Genomic DNA, 18,873 nt, shown 5'->3' on the forward strand with positions numbered 1-18,873 from the left:
AGCATTCCATGGATAAATTAATGACATTATGGACAGGTAGTGGCCTGTTCAATATAGAGCTTGGCCAGGTGATCATGATCGCCGTGGGTCTGCTTCTTCTGTTTCTTGCGATTCGTAAGGGGTTTGAGCCACTGCTGCTGGTACCCATCGGGTTCGGCGGCATTCTGGCGAATATTCCGGAGGCGGGGCTGGCCCTGACTGCGGCGGAAAACGCTATTCATTTTGCTCTGAATGGCGGAAAGGGCGAGATCCTGGCTGCTCTGGCAGCGCCTCTGGATGTGGCCTATCAGGCCGGGCAGGCAATTACGCCTGAACTGAAAGAGGCCTTCAAGGTCGCGGTGAAAGAGGCGAGCTATTCCGAAATGGCGATGGCCAACGCCATCGCTCAGGATGCGGGTTATGGCAACGGTATGTTGTATAACTTCTATTCTGTGGTTATCGGCAGCACCATCGGACCCCTGGTAATTTTCATGGGTGTTGGCGCGATGACCGATTTCGGTCCGCTGCTGGCCAACCCGAAAACCATGCTGCTGGGTGCCGCAGCCCAGTTCGGTATCTTCGGTACTGTTTTGGGTGCAGCATTGCTGGACTGGCTCGGTGTTCTGGACTTTACCATTCTGGAAGCGGCTGCGATCGGTATCATTGGTGGTGCTGATGGACCAACCTCCATCTACGTGTCCAGTGTGCTGGCTCCGCATCTGCTGGGTGCCATCGCGGTATCTGCATACGCTTACATGGCGATGGTACCGATGATTCAGCCGCCTATCATGAAGGCGCTGACCAGTGAGAAAGAGCGGGCCATCAAGATGTCTCAGCTTCGCCCGGTCAGTAAGCGTGAAAAGATTGTTTTCCCGCTGGTTGTCCTGATTGCGGTTGTTCTCTTCCTGCCGGATGCGGCACCGCTGCTGGGTATGTTCTGCTTTGGTAACCTGATGCGCGAATGTGGCGTGGTGGAGCGTCTGAATGACACTGCCCAGAATGCGCTGATCAACATTACTACGATCTTCCTGGGTCTGTCCGTTGGTTCCAAGCTGATGGCGGACAAGTTCCTGGATGCTCAGACCCTGGGTATTCTGGGCCTGGGTATTGTGGCCTTTGGTGTTGGTACGGCCTGTGGTGTTCTTATGGCCAAGCTGATGAACAAGTTCAGCAAGGATCCGATCAACCCGTTGATTGGTTCTGCCGGCGTATCTGCGGTGCCGATGGCAGCGCGGGTTTCCAACAAGGTTGGTCTTGAGGCGAATCCGCATAACTTCCTGTTGATGCACGCTATGGGGCCGAACGTTGCTGGTGTTATCGGCTCGGCTGTTGCTGCGGGTGTGATGATCAAGCTGCTTAGCTGATTGTCGCTCTTGTAGTGTGAAAACCCCGCCTTGTGCGGGGTTTTCTGTTTTTAGGTCTGCTGGTTTTGGTGTTTGAGCCGGAGGGTCACCTTCTTTCAAGAACCGCTACGAGCACCCCTTGCGGGGTCCGGCCAGCAATCACAGATTGCTGTCGTTCGGCTGCGCATGAAGCTTTGCTTCATAGACGCTTGCCTCACCCCTGTGCGCTTGGCTCCGGCCATCCATGGCCTCCGACATTCCTGAAAATCGGCCCCGCGCCCGCTCTTTGATCTTCATTGTTGGCTTTCTTAAAGATTGTTTTAATGAAAATCTCGGGAATTAACAGGAAGGGTCTGTATTAGATGACTCAGATCCGAGAGTTTTCCCGCCATCACATGGACAATTTCTCCCTCTCTTTCCAGTATGCCTTTCACGTGTAACAACCGTGCGGTGAGCAACGGCTTGCGTTGTCTTCTGGCGGTTTCCAGCCAGACGACGATGTTTACGTTGCCGGTTTCGTCTTCCAGGGTTACGAAGGTAACTCCGGAGGCAGAACCGGGGCGCTGTCGGCCGGTTACGAGGCCGGCTACCTGTACGGGTATGCCGGCCTTGGTGGTTTTTAGTTGTTCGGCGCTGAGACAGAACTGTAAGTGGCCTTGTTCCCGGAGCAGGGCCAGTGGGTGGCGCTGGAGGGTGAGACCCTGGCTGGCGTAGTCGGCGAGTACGTTCTGGCCTTCGCTGGGTTCCGGTAGTTGGGCGCAAGTTTCCGGTTCGTAGCTTTCGTTGTCTTCAGCTGTTGAAAAAAGCTCTGCGGGTTTTTCGTGGCCCAATAGCTGCCAGTAAGCCTGATGGCGGTTGGCGGCGAATGCAGGCATGGCGTTGGCACCGGCCAGGAGTTCCATTTCGCGCTGGTTCAGGTTTGCCAGGCGGCGTAACTCGGTGGCGGATTGGTAGCCGGTTTGGGGGCGATGCTGGTACAGGCGTTCAGCGGCGCTTGTCGGGAACCCCCGGATGATTTTCAGGCCCAGGCGCAGTTGGTGGTCAGGGCCTTCCAGAGTGTGATCCCACTGGCTGATGTTGATGTCTGGCGGTAATGCAACAACGTTATGGCGTTTGGCGTCCTGGACCAATTGTGAGGGGGAATAGAACCCCATGGGCTGGCTGTTGAGCAGGGCGCAGTAGAAGGCGGCGGGGTAGTGTCTTTTGATCCAGGCCGAGACGTAAACGAGCAGGGCAAAGCTGGCGGCGTGGGATTCCGGAAAGCCGTATCCGCCGAAGCCGCAGATCTGCAGATAGAGGCGTTCAGCAAAGTCAGCATCGTGACCACGTTCGAGCATGCCGTTGATGAGTTTTTCCCGGAACGGAGTCATGTCGCCGTGGGATTTCCAGGCGGCCATGGCGCGGCGGAGTTGGTCGGCTTCGCCAGCAGTGAAACCGGCGGCAACCATGGCCAGTTTGATGACTTGTTCCTGAAAGATGGGTACACCCAAAGTGCGTTCAAGCACGCTACGGATGGCATCGTTGGGATATTCCACGGGTTCAAGGCCATGTTTTCTTCGCAGGTACGGGTGCACCATGTCACCCTGGATCGGGCCGGGGCGAACAATAGCCACTTCGATCACCAGGTCGTAGTAAGTTTCAGGTTTCAGCCTGGGCAGCATGTTGATCTGGGCGCGGGATTCCACCTGGAATACGCCGATGCTGTCGCCTTTTTGCAGCATCTTGTAGGTGGCCCTGTCTTCCTGGGGTATGTCCTGCATATGGAAGGGCCGGCCTTTTTGCTGGCTTATCAGTTCCAGAGCTTTGCGGATGGCTGTGAGCATGCCCAGTGCGAGTATGTCCACTTTCATCAGGCCCAGGCTTTCCAGGTCGTCTTTGTCCCATTGGATAACGGTGCGGTCAGACATGGCAGCGTTTTCGACAGGCACCAGTTCGGCCAGTGGTCCGGAACTGATCACAAAGCCGCCTACATGTTGGGACAAGTGGCGGGGAAAACCGAGCAGGGTGTTTACCAAAGTAAAGAACTGATCGGCGACTTTGGGGTTTCGGGTCAGGCGTTTATCGAGAATCTGCTGGCGCCAGTTGGTGGCTTTATCACGCCAGTCGATGCCTTCCAGTAACTGTTCCACCAGTGCCGGGTCGAATCCGAGAGCTTTACCTACATCGCGAATGGCGCTGCGAGGACGGTAACGGATCACTGTTGCTGCCAGCGCGGCCCGCTCCCGGCTGTAGCGCTGGTAGATGTACTGAATAACTTCTTCCCGGCGTTCGTGTTCAAAATCCACGTCGATATCCGGCGGCTCGTTTCTGTCTTTGGAGATAAAACGTTCAAACAGCAGGTCTACCTGGGCTGGATTTACTTCGGTAATGCCCAGGCAATAGCACACGGCGGAGTTAGCGGCAGAGCCACGGCCCTGGCACAGAATGTTTCGGGTGCGGGCAAAGGCAACAATGTCATGGATAGTGAGAAAGTAGTGTTCGTACTTCATTTCTGAAATCAGCCCCAGCTCTTTGCGTATCAGGGACTGAACAGATAGTGGAGTACCTTCCGGGTAGCGCTGCCGTTCGCCTTCTTGAGTTAAACGTTTCAGATAAGCAGCGGGAGATTCTCCTTCCGGTACAAGGTCCGGAGGGTATTCGTAGCGCAGGCTACCGGGTTCGAAGGTGCACTGCCGGGCTATACGCAAAGATTCTTCCAGCCAGCTTTCGGGGAATAATCGTTGCAGGACCGGTAGTGGGCGCAGGTAGCGTTCACCATTCTGAAACAGACAGTGGCCGGCATTTTCCAGGTTGGCGTGATTGCGCAGGGCGGCGAGTACGTCCTGCAAGGGTTGGCGCTCCCGGCTGTGCATGTGAACTTCGCCGGTGGCGGTAACTGGACAGCGCAAGTGCTCGGAAAGCCAGCGGGCGCGGGCCAGTTGTTGGTCTTCGCCGGCTTCAAGGGTGCGGGCGGCGGCAATCCAGAGGCGATGCTCAAACAGTCGGAGTAGCCATTCGCCGCAAGCCAGGGCCTGGTCCGGGCTGGCGTTAGCCGGCGCGGGTGGCAACCACAGGCACAGACAGTCATCCAGAGCATGTGTTTCCATATCCCGGCTGAAGAGCAGGTACTGTCCTTTCTCTGCCCGGCGGCGAGCTGTGGTTATAAGCTGACAAAGCTGGCCATAGCCTTTGCGGGTACGAGCCAGAAGAATAAACCTGGGGGTGCAGGCATCTGGCGGGGCGTCCTCCAGCTCGAACAGGCTGCCGGTAATCAGTTTTACGGGGCTTTCTTTCAGCGCAGCCCAGGCACGGGGTATGCCGGCCACCGAGCAGGCATCGGTGATTGCCAGTGCGGTATATCCCAGCTCTGCGGCTCGTTCCGCAAGCTCATGGGGATGAGATGCCCCGGTCAGGAAGGTGAAGTTGCTGAAGCAGAACAGCTCGGCGTAAGACGGCTCACTCATCAGCCAAACCATCCATGTACGAACCAGCCTTCCCGCACGTCCCGGAACACCCAGGCAAGCTGTCCGTTATTCAGTTGGGCAATGTAATAATCCCGATGGACCCTCTGACCGTCCCACCAGCCACCGCTGATTCGCTCCGGGCCGGTAAACCATACCTGCGGAATTTCCGTAAGTGGTTGCGGCCCCTGAAGAAGCCATAAGGGACGTTGAGGCAGGTGGCTGGCGGCTGTTGTCAAAACATGCTGTGTGCGCCGAACCTCTGACGCGCTCCATGCTCGTTCGGGCCGGTGATCTGCCTGGGGCGCAAGCTGCTTCAGAGCATTCTCACCAAGCCGTGCCTGCAGACGGCTCAACAAGGTGTGCCAGGCTTCGTTCAGGTCCTGGCTTTCGCCCAGAAGATCCTGCCCGCTCGGAGCTTCCCGCCCAAGAAACCGTTTAACCGTCAGGCGTAGCGATATAACCGGGGCTTGCAGGGGTTGTTGCTCAAATCGCAGTCTGATCAGGCTGAGAAATGCTTCTGCCCGGTGTTCCGGGCCGGAGGTGCGGATGCGCAGGCGCGTTGGCTCTGCATGGCGGTGCCCGAGAACCAGCAGCAAGCAGTCGGTATCCTGTTGGCGCCAGCACAGGTCTCTTTCCAGCTCGGACAGAATACGTTGCAACGGAAACAGTAAGCCCTGCGATTGTTCAATGTCTTGTACAAAATCTGCCTGTTGCCGGAAGTAATGGGGCGGTTGCCAGGGTGCCTGGGGGTCAGGCCTGGAGCCCTGAATTTTCTGGATATATGCGAGGGTTTCCGGGGACAGCCGGCGCGCCATGTCAGCCGGTGGTAAGCGGAACACCTCGGCCAGAGTATTCAGCCCAAGCCGCTGCAAGCGGATGCAGGTGCGTTCGTCAAACTCTGCAGCCAGCAGAGGCATCTGGCCAAGGACTTGCAGAGTGTGGCCTTTGTCGCTCGTGCATGTTCCCTTGCCGCTCCGTGCAATCAGGCGGGCTGCCAGTGGTGTATGGCCAATACCTGGCCAGGCCGTAAGCCGGCGCTCCTGCAATACCTCTTCCAGGGTTTGCCATACTGCCGGGAGGCCGCCGTACAACCGTTGCAGGCTGCCGATTTCAGCTAACAAACCGTTTGGTGGAACCAGAACAATATGAGCCGCATAACGGTATAGCCAGCGAGCCTGGTCTTCGAGAATCCGGGCTTCCTGCTGTTGATCTGCCCTTATTATGCCCAGCTCAGGTACCAGGCTGACTGCTGTTTTCAGGCGCATGCCGGCGCCCACACCCAGGTCCCGGGCAGCTGGGCAGGCCTGTATCACTTTTTGTCCGGAATCTTCCACAATCACCAGCGCAGAGGCTTTTTCACTGGAGCGGCGAATGTGATCCAGAAGCAGGTGAGGGAAGTGCAAGTACAGCCAGAGCATAGGAAATTACCGGGCTAATGTGGGCCAGGGACCCTGAACCACACGGGGCGCTTCATGGTGGAGCAGGTTCGCCCGGTGAGTTATAGCTAGCGAGCAGTGTTGGCCCGGCCAGCTGCCGCGGCGCTTCAGCACATTTATGTTAAGGCTCTGTTGCTCGCCGGGCTCCAGTTCAAGGCGCAAGGCAGCCGGGGAGTTCTGTTCAGCGTAGCGACGTTCGCGAAAAAGCACGCAAACATTACTGCCGGCTTCGGCTGCCAGCTGTAAACGCCGGATTTCGCGGGCCGCGAGCTTGCCCGGCCAGGCCATCACAAGGCCGGTAACCGGAGAGCGCAGGCAGTTTTCCAGCGTCCACAGAAAATCGCCTTTATCTTCGGTATGGACCATGATCACCTGGTTCAGGTCGATATCCCCCCGAGCCAGCGCCGGAGCATAAGGCGTATGTGGAGGATTCAGCCAGAACACGGTTTTACCGGCCTGCGACAGCCGCTGCATTAACGGCATTAACAGAGTCAGCTCGCCAATACCGGGGGCGTCCAGCAGGCATTCACTCAACGCACCCCTGGGCCAGCCTATGCCACCAAGCTGGTTGTCCAGAGCCTGATAGCCGGTTGGCTCTGCCGGTTGAGTGCTTTTGATGTGCCGTTGCCCCTGCCATACACGGGCATCCTGAATCAGCGTGTTAATAAGTTCGCTCATGGTGAAATCTCGGAATACTGTTTAAATATACAGTATTCTGTAGGCGGGCTGATTTCAAGAAGTGGGTTGATAAAATGAGTAACGGAACCCACGCTTGTAGCAGGGAAAGTATGGACAGTCCGGAATATCAGGCTTGGAGGTTATACATGAGTGGACTGACTGAACAGCACTGTGAAGCTTGTAGTGCGGGCGCCCCAAGGGCAACCGATGAAGAGAAACGCGTGCTGCACAAAGATGTCGAGGACTGGGATATCCTTGATGTGGATGGCGAAGAACAATTGCGCAGGGTATTTAAATTCAGGAACTTTGCTCAGGCTCTGGCTTTTGCCAACAAGGTAGGTGAGCTGGCTGAAGCCGAAGACCATCACCCGGCTATCCTTGTGGAATATGGGAAGGTGACCGTAAGCTGGTGGACCCATGCAATCGGTGGACTGCACAAAAACGACTTCATTATGGCGGCAAGAACGGATTTGGCTTACCGCTGAATAATTGACATTAAAAGGAATATTGGATGAGCGGTAGAATGCCGGGTATGAAAACCCGAATGTTGTGGATATGGATAACACTATTGCTCACCAGTACGGCTCAGGCTCAAATGGAATTTCCCTCCAGCTCTCAGGATGATTGGCGTTTGGAGGCTGATTCGGGCGCGCTCAGTCCAAATACTCCGCGCAAACTGCGCACTCCGGTTCTGATCATGGGTGAAGGCCGGGAAAGAGCCTCAGAAGCTGTAGTCATTCTTGTTGATGCGCCATTTTCAGTTGTAAGCCCTGTTGTTGTGAAAGTATGGGAGCAGTTGGGGTATCCGGTTGAGGAAGCCGCGCTGCAACGGGCCGATCTGCCGGAAGACTGGGTGCAGCTGATGCTTGCAGCCCAGCCGGGTTTGCGTGCGGCCATGGTGAACAAGGTCTACGGCCCGGAGCTTGAGCAAGCGGTGGAGGACGGCGCACTGACGGACAACGAACGCGATCGCCGTTTGCAGCTTCTCGGTGCGAGCATTCAGGCATACTCCGAAACGATGCGAAAAGTGCCAGAGTTTCGCGAACCCGTTCAGCGAGTTCGTCACTACCGCGAACAGCCCTACGGCAAGAATTACCGCACCGACGACTACGATATCCTGGACCTTGAACCTGTGATGGGGCTACCCGTTACTGCCGTGACGATCCAGCGCAAGCACGCGTTAGAGAATCGAAAACGCTTTCTGGCTTTAGCCGATACTCCCCAATTTACTACGCAGAACCTGGTACCTGCGGAGACTTTTCAGGCGACATTGGATGCAATCACCAAGGCACTGCCCGATAGTGCAATCCGCCTGGAAGAATCACCGGGTGTTTGGATTTCGCCGGTGCCGATACCCGATACCTTGCCTGCGGTAGATTGGCGCTTTCCTTCTACAAATGGGCAGCTGATCGAGCCCTTGGCCCATCGACTTGGTAATAGCCAGGCATTAATGCTTCGTGCAGTTCAGCAACAACCGGATGGCGCTTTGATTCTGGTTGCAGAAGCAAGCGCTGAGCGTGATGGGGAAGAGCTATGGATCAGTGCACTCCTGAGACTGACCCCGGAGGCGACAGCCATTGAAGTGCTGTGGGAGGGAGAGGCCGGTGTTAATGAACTTTATGCAAGCCTGGACGGAGAACAACTCTGGTTTACCGGTTATCCCTTTGGAGAGCAGTTAACCCTGTTTCATTATCGCCAGGGGGAGGGTGTCGTTAGCCTTGATTTTCCAGAGGGTGAGCAGCCAAGACTGGATACGATACAGTGGTGGGTCGATGGACGTGGGCCTGTATTGGCTTCTTTTAAGGTGGGGGATTTTCGGCGACTTGATGGCTTGACAATGTCATCGCCTCAGCCTGTTCCGCGCAGTGACTGGTTTGTCAACCATCAGAGGTTGTTAAAGGGCGGTTCCAATCCATGGGTAGAGGATGACCAGGGCGTTGCCGAGCTGGATCCGGATACTGGCCAGGTGTTGCGTTCGTTTGCTGTACCACCCCGCATTGCGATGCCCGAAGGTCTTCCTTCCTGGCCAGAGCTGGACCCTCGTGCTTTCAAAACAGGCTCCGGAGGGCTGGTTTCGGCCAAGGGCGAGTGGTTGGCAACGGTCTTTGATATCGAGAGACCGGAGTCCGATCCGATGGTTGGTGTACACCTCATGGATACCGATAAGGGCAGCCTGCTTTACTCCGCTGTTTTGCCTGATGCCAGTGGTGTCCGGCTTATCGCGGCATCCCCTGATGGTCGTTGGCTTGCGCTTTATGGCTATAGCGGCAAACTTGTGCTGTGGGATGTTCGTGCTGGTACTAACCCTTTTCGTCTTCACATGCCCCGCGTTAGCCTTGAGGATATGACCTTCTCCCTGGCCAGTGATAGCCTTATTGGCGTTGGTGATGAGCATGTGCTTGTCTGGAATCTGGCAGAACCCTAATCATCGTCCGCTTTTTCCTGCGCTTCGAGCTCTGCCTTGCGCTTGCGAATCTTCTCCAGTTTGTCTTCCGGGATGTACATTTTGCTGGCGGAATCCCTGAGCATAAAAAGGCTGCCCAGAACCAGGGCTACGGCAACGAGTATAAAAATCCAACCGATCATTGGCATACGTACGGTTCCTTTGTTGGAATAGCTTAACCTATAGTGAAGCACGGGGTTTCGCATGCACAACCCAGTTGCTTGAATATTCTGAATGGCCGGCATGCAGGCTTGATAATAAGCATACAAGGAGTATCCATAGATATGAGCGATTCCAGCTACACGCCACCCAAGGTCTGGAAGTGGGAATCTGCAAGCGGCGGCGCTTTTTCGAATATCAACCGCCCTGTTGCAGGTCCGACTCATGACCAAGACTTGCCTGTAGGTAAGCATCCATTCCAGCTTTACTCACTGGCAACACCAAACGGTGTGAAGGTCACGATTATGCTGGAAGAGTTGCTGGAACTGGGTATCAATGAAGCTGAATACGACGCCTGGCTGGTTCGCATTAACGAGGGGGAACAGTTCAGTAGCGGGTTTGTGGACGTTAACCCGAATTCGAAGATCCCGGCGTTACTGGATTGCTCTCAGGAGCCTGCTGTACGGGTATTTGAGTCGGGCTCCATTCTGCTTTATCTGGCTGAAAAATTTGACCATTTCCTGCCTTCGGATATAGCCAAACGCACCGAGACGCTTAACTGGCTGTTCTGGCAGATGGGCAGTGCGGCGTTTGTCGGCGGTGGTTTTGGACACTTCTATGCCTATGCACCCGAGAAGTACGAGTACCCCATTAACCGCTACACCATGGAGGTCAAGCGACAGCTGGATGTGCTGGACCGTCAGTTGGCCAATAACCGGTATGTTGCGGGCGATGAATATACCATCGCGGACATGGCCATCTGGCCCTGGTATGGCGCGCTGGTAACAAACAAGGTTTACGATGCGGCCGAGTTTCTTGACGCGCACACCTATACCCATGTGCTGCGCTGGGCCCTGGAGCTTAAACAGCGCCCCGCCATTCAACGTGGGCGAATGGTGAATCGGGCCTGGGGGGAACCTGAAAGTCAGCTATATGAGCGCCACGACGCGAGCGATTTTGAGCACAAAACCCAGGACAAACTTGCAGGGGCTTCTGGCGAATCCTGATGTATCAACTTTTTCAGCCCGGGCTTTTCGATGAGTTCTGAAATCGTCTATATCGTTGGTTTGACTGCACTTGCCGGTATTTGCATCCCCCTTGGCGGATTACTGGCAAGAATTGAACGCATCGGCCCCAACTGGCTGGAACAGGAGTTCCGGCACTTTCTGATCGCCTTGGGTGGTGGCATTCTGCTTGGCGCTGTGAGTATTGTGCTGATACCGGAAGGGCAGTCGAGCATTGGCAACTCGTTTTGGGCCATACCCGCTATTATTTCCGGCGGTCTGCTGTTTTTCTGGATTGAACGAATGCTCGGAGTTTATAACAGGGAATCACCACAGTTGATGGGCGTGATGCTGGATTTCGTGCCGGAGGCGGCCGCGCTGGGTGGGCTTATTATCGTTAACCCGAGCCTGGCACCCTTGATGGCTGTGCTGATTGCCCTGCAAAACCTGCCTGAGGGGTTCAATGCCTATCGTGAGTTCTGTGACAAGCCAGGTTATACACCGAAAAAGACCCTGACTGTAATGACAGGCCTTGCTGCAGCGGGGCCGATTGCAGGGCTTCTTGGGTATTTTTTTCTGTCCGACCAGCCAGTAATTCTCGGAACCATCATGCTGGTGGCATCTGGCGGTATTCTGTATCTGATTTTTCAGGATATTGCGCCCCAGTCGCGGTTGGAAAAGCACTGGGGGCCACCTCTTGGTGCGGTGATCGGTTTTTGCCTGGCGCTGTTCAGCGATATGCTGGTTACGCAAGTCTGAGATAAAGCCCTTGGGAATCGTTTTGAGGGGCATACCAAGGGCAAGTGTGTTCAGGCGATTTTTCGGGTCGCCTCTTTGTTGAGGATTTTTTCGATCTCTTCCGCTCCGAGGTTTTCTTTCTTGAGTGCGGCTTTGGCCAGAGCTTCAAGCTGATCCCTGTGATCTGTCAGGAATTCAAGGGTGGCTTTTTCCAGAGCCAGAAGTTCTGACTGGATTTCAGCATCAATCAGCTCTGCCATCTTCTCACTGTATTCCCTTTGCGAGCCCATCTCGCGCCCCAGGAAAACGTGTTCCTCGCCAATACTCAGGCCCATGGGGCCTATTTTTTCGTTCATGCCCCATTGGCCAATCATCTTGCGGATCAGTTTGGTGGCTTCCTTGAGATCGCTCTGGGCGCCGGTGGTTACTTCGCCATAGATGATCTTTTCTGCTGATCGACCGCCGAGCATTACCTTGATGCGGTCTCTGAGATAGCTTTCAGAGTAATTGTAACGGTCCTCCTTCGGCGTCTGCTCCGTGACGCCCATAGCCATGCCGTGAGGAATAATCGTGACCCGGGTCAGGGGGTCGGCTTTGGGCATGTAATAAGCCATGATGGCGTGTCCGCTTTCGTGGTAGGCCACAACTTCCCGCTCTTCCTGTGATAGCCGGGCGTCACGTTTTTCACCCAGTACAATGCGATCACGGGCGAGCTCAAAGCAGTGAGCCGTCACCTCGCTCAGGTTTTCACGGGCTGCTGTCAGAGCTGCTTCGTTGACCAGATTTTTCAGGTCGGCACCGGAAAAACCAATAGTGCGGGCCGCCAGTTGCTTCAAATCTACGTCTGCAGCCAGGGGTACTTTACGAACGTGCACGGCGAGAATGGCGTCCCGAGCATCTTTGTGGGGAAGATCCAGAGTGATCTTCCGGTCAAACCGACCAGGGCGGAGCAGGGCGCTGTCCAGAACATCCGGGCGGTTGGTGGCGGCCAGCACAAGAATGTTCTCGTGGGACTCAAAGCCATCCATTTCCGTAAGAATCTGGTTCAGTGTCTGCTCTCGCTCATCGTGTCCGCCACCGACGCCGGCACCTCTGGAGCGGCCGATCGCATCCAGTTCATCAATGAAAACCAGCGCGGGTGCTTCCTTGCGGGCATTCGCAAACATATCCCGAACCCTTGAGGCACCCACCCCCACAAACATTTCAATGAATTCTGAAGCGCTGATGCTGAAAAAAGGTACTTCCGCTTCCCCCGCAATGGCACGGGCAAGAAGGGTTTTGCCTGTACCTGGTGGGCCGACGAGAAGAACGCCTTTGGGCATGGATGCACCCAGTGCCCGGTATTTATCCGGGGATTTGAGGAAATCGATAATTTCCGCAATTTCACGCTTTGCTGACTCAATGCCAGCTACATCATTCAGGGTTGTGGTGGAGGTTTCTTTCACTGCCCGCCGGGCTTTGGAACGACCATAATCAAACATGCCACCGCCCTGGGTCATACGCTTCTGCGCGGAGCCCCAGAACCAGTACATCAGGGCCAGCAGTAATATCCAGGGCAGGATGCCGCGAATCAGCTCCTGCCACCACAGGAGTTCCGGGGATTTGGCCCGGATGGTGACATCATTGCTTTCCAGCAGCGTGAGCAGTTCGGGATCATCCATGGGGGGGCGGGTAGTGCTGAATCCGGGGCTAGAGCTGTTTGCCGCATCATCAGTAGTGAAAGAAGCTCGTCCCTGGTCACTGAACAGGCCGGTTATGTTGTCTTCTCTGAGAGTTACCTCGGAGATTTGATTATTTGTAACGGCGGTCTTGAATTCCGAGTACGCCAGTTCCTGAAGCTTGGGTGCGCCACTGTCCTGTAGCCACATGAACGCCAGAAAGATGGCGGCGCTGAGCCACAGAAAGGAATACTGCTTCGGTATCTCCGGCTGTTGCTTTGCCGGGGGCGTCTGCTTTTCGGGGCTGTTGGGATTGATCATTTTTATCTTCGGTTACCCTCTATATCTACCGTATCTACCGTATCTACCGTCTTATCAGCACGCGACTCTGGTGTCAGTAGCCCATGGCCGAAGAGGTGCTGCGTCTCGGGTCTGCACCACCGTACAGAGTGCCATCTTCACCTATCATAATACTCTGAATAGCCCCCATAGCCGAATTGGTTACCACCTTGTGGCCGCGGCCTTCCAGTAAACGCACAGTGTCCGTGCTGACACCCTGTTCGATGCGAATCTGATCCGGGAGCCATTGGTGATGGATTCGGGGCGCATTAACAGCGGTCTGTATGTTCATGTCGTGGTCTATCACGTTCATGATTACCTGCAGAGTCGTTGTAATAATGCGTGAGCCGCCCGGGCTGCCGGTCACCAGGAAATTACGGTTGTCTTTGCGAACAATGGTCGGTGACATGGAGCTGAGCATGCGTTTTCCGGGTTCTACCTTGTTTGCCTCGCCGCCAATCAGGCCATAGGCATTGGGCACGCCTGGCTTGGCACTAAAGTCATCCATTTCGTTGTTGAGTAGAAAGCCGGCGCCCTCCACGGTAATCCCTGAGCCGTAACTGAAGTTTATGGTGTAAGTGTTTGATACTGCGTTACCCCACTTGTCAACAACCGAGAAATGTGTGGTTTCCGGGCTTTCGTAGCCCGGGGGTTGGCCGGGGCGGATATCGCTTGCCGGGCGAGCCTTGTCCTGTTTGATGCCTTGCCGCAGCTGTTCAGCGTAGGATTTGCTGGTTAGTCCTTTTAGGGGCACATCTACATAATCTGTGTCGCCCAGGTATTCTGAGCGGTCGGCGTAGGCCAGTTTCATGGCTTCAGCCATGTAGTGAATCGTATCCGCCGAGTTGTGGCCCAGCTCCCGAATCGGAAAGCCCTCGAGAATGTTCAGTATCTGTACGATGTGCGCACCGCCAGAGGAGGGTGGTGACATGGAGTAGATGTCGTAGCCCCGGTAGTTTCCATGCACCGGAGCGCGAACAATCGGCTGGTAGTCTATGAGGTCCTGCCGGGTGATAAGGCCTCCATGTCTCTCCATTTCTTCAACAATCAATTGAGCTGATTCACCCTGATAAAAACCTTTTACACCTTCATCTGCAATGCGTTGCAGGGTGGTTGCCAGTTCCGGCTGGCGGAAGCGCTCACCGGCTTTCCAGGCAGAACCGTCCTTTTTGTAAAAGGTTGCCTGGGTTGCAGGCCAGCGTTGAAGCCGCTCACGTGCCTGCTCAAGGCCTTCACTGAATCGTTGCGGAACAATGAACCCTTCCCGGGCGAGTTCGATAGCGGGTGCCAGTGCCTGCTTCAGGGACAGGGTGCCATGACGCTCCAAAGCCATGGCCAGGCCGGCAACTGTGCCGGGAACGCCTGCGGCAAGGTGCGTAAAGCGGCTGCGGTTCTGGATTACGTTGCCAGACTCATCCTGATACATGGTCTCGGTGGCGGCAGACGGCGCTTTCTCCCGGTAATCGATGGCCTCGGGTGCGGAGCCGTCGCCTTTCGATATCAGCATAAAACCACCGCCACCGATGTTTCCGGACCTTGGTTGGGTAACGGCCAGGGCGAATCCGGCAGTTACTGCCGCATCCACGGCGTTGCCGCCATCTTTCAGTACTTTTAATGCCACTTCTGTCGCCAGGGTGTGGCTGGTTGCAACCATGCCATTGTGGGCACTGGCGGGATGAAACCGCTCACCCTCAAGAATCGCCTGGCTGAAAACCGGCGTCGTTAGGGTTGCAAGGCATAGGGCAAGGCAGGCCATCCGGGTAAGTGTCTGTAGGCTGCCTGAGCGCCCGGGGAGTCGGGTTTCCATAGTTTGTTGGTGCAGGCCTCTGTCCATGTCTTCACTCCTCGTTTCTGATGTCCAGATAGGCTATGATAGCCCGTCATTTTATCTGGTGCGTACCGCTAACCCTGGTGTCTGTTCCGGCTGCCGTTTCCGGCAATGGTTCCCGGCGCATCTGCTTTCCCGTTTTTCAGTTAAGGAAAGGCTTTCATGGAGCATACCTACCGTCTTGTGATTTCCTGCCCGGACAGGGTTGGAATTGTCGCCAAGGTGAGTAATTTTTTGTCGACTTATAATGGCTGGATCACTGAAGCCAGTCACCATTCGGATACCCACACCGGCCGGTTCTTCATGCGCCACGAGATCAAGGCCGAGTCTATTCCGTTTGGCCTTGATCAGTTCCGCGCCTCGTTTGAGCCGATTGCCCGTGAGTTTGATATGCATTGGCATATCGCCGATTCGGCCCAGCCCAAAAAAGTGATTCTGATGTGCAGCAAGGAGTCCCACTGCGTGGCCGACCTCCTGTATCGCTGGCACAGTAATGAAATCAACGCTGAAATTGTTGCGGTGATCTCCAATCATGATGATTTGCGCCGTATGGTGGAGTGGCATGAGATTCCATACCACCATATTCCGGTGAGCAAGGAAAACCGTGATGAGGCATTTGCCCATATCGACGAGCTTTTTCAGGGCTATGACGTTGATGTGGTGGTGCTCGCAAGGTATATGCAGATTCTTCCGGCTGATCTTTGTGCGAAACACGCCGGAAAGGTGATTAACATTCACCATAGCTTTCTGCCGTCCTTCGCCGGGGCGCGGCCATATCACCAGGCTTACAGCCGCGGTGTAAAGCTGATCGGTGCTACCTGCCATTACGTGACCCAGGATCTTGATGAGGGGCCGATTATCGAGCAGGACGTCATCCGTATTACCCACAGTGATTCCATTGAGGACATGGTGCGCCTCGGTAAAGATGTGGAGAAAAACGTTCTCGCCAGGGGATTGCGCTCTCATATTGAGGATCGCGTGATCACCTACGAAAACAAGACTGTGGTATTTGATTAAGGCTGCCCCACAGATGCCCCTGAAAGGGTGCGACTGTGGTAGAATTGGCGGCTTGTTGAAGAATAACGACGGGGCCTGGAAACGGCCCTGCAACGACTTCCAGATAACGCAAAGGAACCTTTCTCGATGGGTGAATTAGCCAAAGAGATCCTGCCGGTCAATATTGAAGATGAACTGAAGCAGTCTTACCTGGATTACGCCATGAGCGTTATCGTCGGGCGAGCGCTTCCAGACGTGCGGGATGGCCTCAAGCCGGTTCACCGTCGTGTTCTGTTCGCAATGTCCGAACTGAACAACGACTGGAACAAGGCCTACAAGAAGTCTGCCCGTGTGGTGGGTGATGTCATTGGTAAATACCACCCGCACGGTGACTCTGCTGTTTACGACACCATCGTTCGTATGGCTCAGCCGTTCTCCCTGCGTTACCCGCTGGTAAACGGTCAGGGCAACTTCGGTTCTATCGACGGTGATAACGCGGCAGCCATGCGTTACACCGAAATCCGCATGGAGAAGATTGCACACTCCTTGTTGGCAGATCTCGACAAAGAAACCGTAGATTTTGTCGACAACTATGATGGTACAGAGCGAATTCCTGAAGTTATGCCTACGCGGGTTCCTAACCTGCTGGTGAATGGCTCTTCTGGTATCGCTGTAGGCATGGCGACTAATATCCCGCCCCATAACCTGACCGAAGTAGTGAACGGTTGTCTGGCGCTGATAGATAACCCTGATCTTACCTGCGATGAGCTGATGGAGTTCATCCCAGGACCGGATTTTCCGACTGCAGGTATTATCAATGGCCGTGCCGGCATCGTTGAAGCTTACCGCACCGGCCGTGGCCGTATTTATGTTCGTGCCCGGCATGAAATCGAGCATGACAAGAAAACCAATCGTGATGCCATCATTATCACTGAGCTGCCGTATCAGCTTAACAAGGCCCGTCTGATCGAAAAGATCGCCGAGCTGGTGAAAGAAAAGCGCCTGGAAGGCATCACCGAGCTTCGGGACGAGTCTAACAAGGAAGGCATCCGCGTCTTTATAGAATTACGTCGCGGTGAGAACCCGGAAGTTGTTATCAACAACCTGTTCAAACACACCCAGTTGCAGACTGTGTTCGGTATCAACATGGTTGCGCTCATCGACGGTGAGCCAAGAATTCTGAACCTCAAGGAAATGCTGGACGCGTTCGTGCGTCACCGCCGTGAAGTGGTGACCCGTCGTACCATCTTTGAGCTTCGCAAAGCCCGTGAACGGGGCCATATCCTTGAAGGTCTGACCGTTGCACTGGCCAATATTGATGAAATGATCGAGTTGATCAAGGCCTCGCCGAGCTCTGTGGAAGCCAAAGAGAAGCTGATGGCCAAGGGCTGGGCGCCCGGTGACGTGATGGCGATGCTTGAGCGTGCCGGCGAAGATGCCTGCCGTCCGGACGACCTGCCGGAAATCTATGGCTTGCGGGATGGCCTGTACTTCATGTCGCCGGAACAGACCCAGGCTATCCTGGACATGCGTCTGCACCGTCTGACCGGTCTGGAAACGGAAAAGCTCCAGAACGAATACAAGGAAATTCTCGAGAAGATCGCCGGCCTGCTGGAAATTCTGGGCGACCCGGATCGTTTGATGCAGGTTATCCGTGAAGAACTGGAAGCTGTGGTACAGGAGTTCGGCGACGAGCGACGCACGGAAATAACCAGCTCCCAGCGTGATCTGACGATTGCTGACCTGATTGATGAAGAAGACCTGGTTGTAACCATCTCCCATGGTGGTTATGCCAAGACTCAGGCGGTTGAGGATTATCAGGCCCAGCGCCGTGGTGGGCGTGGTAAAGCCGCGACTTCCATGAAAGACGAAGATTTCGTTGAGAAGCTGTTGGTCGCCAACTCCCATGACACCATCTTGTGCTTCTCCAACCGTGGCAAGGTCTATTGGCTGCGTGTATTCGAGATTCCCCGTGCCAGTCGCGCATCCCGTGGCCGGCCGATGGTTAATATTCTGCCCCTTGAGGAAGGTGAGCGTATCACTACCTTCCTGCCAGTGCGGGATTACCCGGAAAACCAGTTTGTTCTCATGGCGACGTCTGCAGGTGTCGTCAAGAAAACGCCTCTACCGAACTTCTCACGCCCGCGTAGCAGTGGCCTGATTGCCTTGTCTCTGGACGAAGGTGATACCTTGATTGGCGCTGCAATAACCGAAGGCGACGCCGAAATCATGCTGTTCTCCACAGCGGGCAAGGCGGTTCGATTCAACGAGGAGTCGGTTCGGCCGTTGAGCCGGACGGCCCGTGGTGTGCGTGGTATCAGAATGCCGGAAGGCCACCATGTGGTTTCCCTGATCATTCCTCAGGAAGGCGGGGTGATTCTGACGGCCAGTGAGCATGGTTACGGCAAACGCACCGCGATTGATGAGTTCCCGACCTATAGTCGTGGCAGCCAGGGCGTTATTGCCATGCAGTGCTCCGACCGTAACGGTAACCTGGTAACTGCGCTGCAGTTGTTCGACGGCGACGAGATGATGCTGATTTCCGACAAAGGTACGCTGGTTCGTACCCGCACGGATGAAGTGTCTGTCCTCAGCCGGAACACTCAGGGTGTGCGCCTGATCAGACTGAGCCAGGAAGATGAGCGCCTGGTGGGCGTGGAGCGGATTGCTGAAACCGACGATGAAGACATTGAAGAGTCTGAGGTTGATGGCGCAGATATCGACGGCGAAGAAGCTTCCACAGATGAAGGCGTAGACAACAGTTCGGAATCGGGCGCTGGCGAGGAATAAGCCAGAGCTGCCGAACATCGAATCCGCATGACGTGAGAG

Annotated in this window: 14 protein-coding genes; 7 read left to right on the forward strand and 7 right to left on the reverse strand. The window is 55.3% G+C overall.

The annotated features are described in order from the left end of the window. Positions 1-8: 8 nt before the first annotated feature. On the forward strand, positions 9-1,343 hold the full coding sequence (locus tag Q4606_RS17395) for a sodium ion-translocating decarboxylase subunit beta (protein ID WP_303595533.1): 1,335 nt from the start codon (positions 9-11) through the stop codon (positions 1,341-1,343). A gap of 138 nt (positions 1,344-1,481) precedes the next feature. Here the strand turns inward: Q4606_RS17395 and Q4606_RS17400 are convergent, their stop codons facing one another. Genes Q4606_RS17400 through imuA form a run of 4 tightly spaced genes read right to left on the reverse strand, consistent with a single transcriptional unit; the run spans position 1,482 to position 6,879 of the window. Further along, positions 1,482-1,619: a hypothetical protein gene (locus Q4606_RS17400; RefSeq protein WP_303608262.1), complete on the reverse strand. Its 138-nt coding sequence runs from the start codon at positions 1,617-1,619 to the stop codon at positions 1,482-1,484. Between the two features lie 23 nt (positions 1,620-1,642). Then, positions 1,643-4,765: an error-prone DNA polymerase gene (locus Q4606_RS17405; RefSeq protein ID WP_303608263.1), complete on the reverse strand. Its 3,123-nt coding sequence runs from the start codon at positions 4,763-4,765 to the stop codon at positions 1,643-1,645. Then, complete coding sequence (locus tag Q4606_RS17410) at positions 4,765-6,183, reverse strand: DNA polymerase Y family protein (RefSeq protein ID WP_303608264.1); 1,419 nt, start codon at positions 6,181-6,183, stop codon at positions 4,765-4,767. Before Q4606_RS17410 ends, Q4606_RS17405 begins: the two co-directional genes overlap by 1 nt. Positions 6,184-6,189: 6 nt before the next feature. Continuing rightward, positions 6,190-6,879 (reverse strand): translesion DNA synthesis-associated protein ImuA, encoded by a 690-nt coding sequence (gene imuA, locus Q4606_RS17415; RefSeq protein WP_303595541.1) that lies wholly within the window; start codon positions 6,877-6,879, stop codon positions 6,190-6,192. Between the two features lie 146 nt (positions 6,880-7,025). Between imuA and Q4606_RS17420 the strand changes: the two genes are divergently transcribed. Next, a complete protein-coding gene (locus Q4606_RS17420) occupies positions 7,026-7,364 on the forward strand; it encodes a 4a-hydroxytetrahydrobiopterin dehydratase (RefSeq protein ID WP_303608265.1) in 339 nt (112 codons plus the stop codon). Between the two features lie 26 nt (positions 7,365-7,390). Then, positions 7,391-9,304 carry a WD40 repeat domain-containing protein gene (locus Q4606_RS17425; RefSeq protein WP_303608266.1) on the forward strand — a complete coding sequence of 638 codons (1,914 nt, stop codon included), beginning with the start codon at positions 7,391-7,393 and terminating at the stop codon, positions 9,302-9,304. Here Q4606_RS17425 and Q4606_RS17430 read toward each other — a convergent pair. Beyond that, on the reverse strand, positions 9,301-9,471 hold the full coding sequence (locus Q4606_RS17430) for a DUF2897 family protein (RefSeq protein WP_303608267.1): 171 nt from the start codon (positions 9,469-9,471) through the stop codon (positions 9,301-9,303). The genes Q4606_RS17425 and Q4606_RS17430 overlap by 4 nt on opposite strands. Before the next feature lie 135 nt (positions 9,472-9,606). Here Q4606_RS17430 and yghU point away from each other — a divergent pair, with 135 nt between their 5' ends. Together yghU and Q4606_RS17440 are read left to right on the forward strand one after the other, a co-directional pair. Further along, on the forward strand, positions 9,607-10,488 hold the full coding sequence (gene yghU / locus Q4606_RS17435; RefSeq protein WP_303608268.1) for a glutathione-dependent disulfide-bond oxidoreductase: 882 nt from the start codon (positions 9,607-9,609) through the stop codon (positions 10,486-10,488). A gap of 30 nt (positions 10,489-10,518) precedes the next feature. After that, positions 10,519-11,244 carry a ZIP family metal transporter gene (locus tag Q4606_RS17440; RefSeq protein WP_303608269.1) on the forward strand — a complete coding sequence of 242 codons (726 nt, stop codon included), beginning with the start codon at positions 10,519-10,521 and terminating at the stop codon, positions 11,242-11,244. A gap of 50 nt (positions 11,245-11,294) precedes the next feature. Here Q4606_RS17440 and ftsH read toward each other — a convergent pair whose 3' ends face one another. Further along, positions 11,295-13,202, reverse strand: coding sequence for an ATP-dependent zinc metalloprotease FtsH (gene ftsH / locus Q4606_RS17445; protein WP_303608270.1), 1,908 nt, complete (start codon positions 13,200-13,202; stop codon positions 11,295-11,297). Between the two features lie 73 nt (positions 13,203-13,275). Beyond that, on the reverse strand, positions 13,276-15,054 hold the full coding sequence (gene ggt, locus Q4606_RS17450) for a gamma-glutamyltransferase (RefSeq protein WP_303608271.1): 1,779 nt from the start codon (positions 15,052-15,054) through the stop codon (positions 13,276-13,278). Between the two features lie 156 nt (positions 15,055-15,210). On the opposite strand from ggt, the gene purU reads away from it, so the two are divergent. Both purU and gyrA read left to right on the forward strand, forming a co-directional pair. After that, positions 15,211-16,065: a formyltetrahydrofolate deformylase gene (purU, locus tag Q4606_RS17455; protein WP_303595551.1), complete on the forward strand. Its 855-nt coding sequence runs from the start codon at positions 15,211-15,213 to the stop codon at positions 16,063-16,065. 126 nt (positions 16,066-16,191) lie between these two features. Next, entirely contained in the window at positions 16,192-18,834 is a 2,643-nt protein-coding gene (gene gyrA, locus Q4606_RS17460; protein ID WP_303595552.1) for a DNA gyrase subunit A, read from the forward strand. The last annotated feature ends 39 nt before the right edge of the window (positions 18,835-18,873 follow it).

It is taken from the genome of Marinobacter sp. 1_MG-2023, from assembly GCF_030549045.1.
Taxonomy (GTDB): domain Bacteria; phylum Pseudomonadota; class Gammaproteobacteria; order Pseudomonadales; family Oleiphilaceae; genus Marinobacter.

Bases quoted from the DNA above. Each gene is read 5' to 3' on its own strand.
- Q4606_RS17395 (WP_303595533.1), top strand. From the start codon at position 9: ATGGATAAATTAATGACATTATGGACAGGTAGTGGCCTGTTCAATATA.
- Q4606_RS17400 (WP_303608262.1), bottom strand. From the start codon at position 1,619: ATGAAGATCAAAGAGCGGGCGCGGGGCCGATTTTCAGGAATGTCGGAG.
- Q4606_RS17405 (WP_303608263.1), bottom strand. From the start codon at position 4,765: ATGAGTGAGCCGTCTTACGCCGAGCTGTTCTGCTTCAGCAACTTCACC.
- Q4606_RS17410 (WP_303608264.1), bottom strand. From the start codon at position 6,183: ATGCTCTGGCTGTACTTGCACTTCCCTCACCTGCTTCTGGATCACATT.
- imuA (WP_303595541.1), bottom strand. From the start codon at position 6,879: ATGAGCGAACTTATTAACACGCTGATTCAGGATGCCCGTGTATGGCAG.
- Q4606_RS17420 (WP_303608265.1), top strand. From the start codon at position 7,026: ATGAGTGGACTGACTGAACAGCACTGTGAAGCTTGTAGTGCGGGCGCC.
- Q4606_RS17425 (WP_303608266.1), top strand. From the start codon at position 7,391: ATGAGCGGTAGAATGCCGGGTATGAAAACCCGAATGTTGTGGATATGG.
- Q4606_RS17430 (WP_303608267.1), bottom strand. From the start codon at position 9,471: ATGCCAATGATCGGTTGGATTTTTATACTCGTTGCCGTAGCCCTGGTT.
- yghU (WP_303608268.1), top strand. From the start codon at position 9,607: ATGAGCGATTCCAGCTACACGCCACCCAAGGTCTGGAAGTGGGAATCT.
- Q4606_RS17440 (WP_303608269.1), top strand. From the start codon at position 10,519: ATGAGTTCTGAAATCGTCTATATCGTTGGTTTGACTGCACTTGCCGGT.
- ftsH (WP_303608270.1), bottom strand. From the start codon at position 13,202: ATGATCAATCCCAACAGCCCCGAAAAGCAGACGCCCCCGGCAAAGCAA.
- ggt (WP_303608271.1), bottom strand. From the start codon at position 15,054: ATGGACAGAGGCCTGCACCAACAAACTATGGAAACCCGACTCCCCGGG.
- purU (WP_303595551.1), top strand. From the start codon at position 15,211: ATGGAGCATACCTACCGTCTTGTGATTTCCTGCCCGGACAGGGTTGGA.
- gyrA (WP_303595552.1), top strand. From the start codon at position 16,192: ATGGGTGAATTAGCCAAAGAGATCCTGCCGGTCAATATTGAAGATGAA.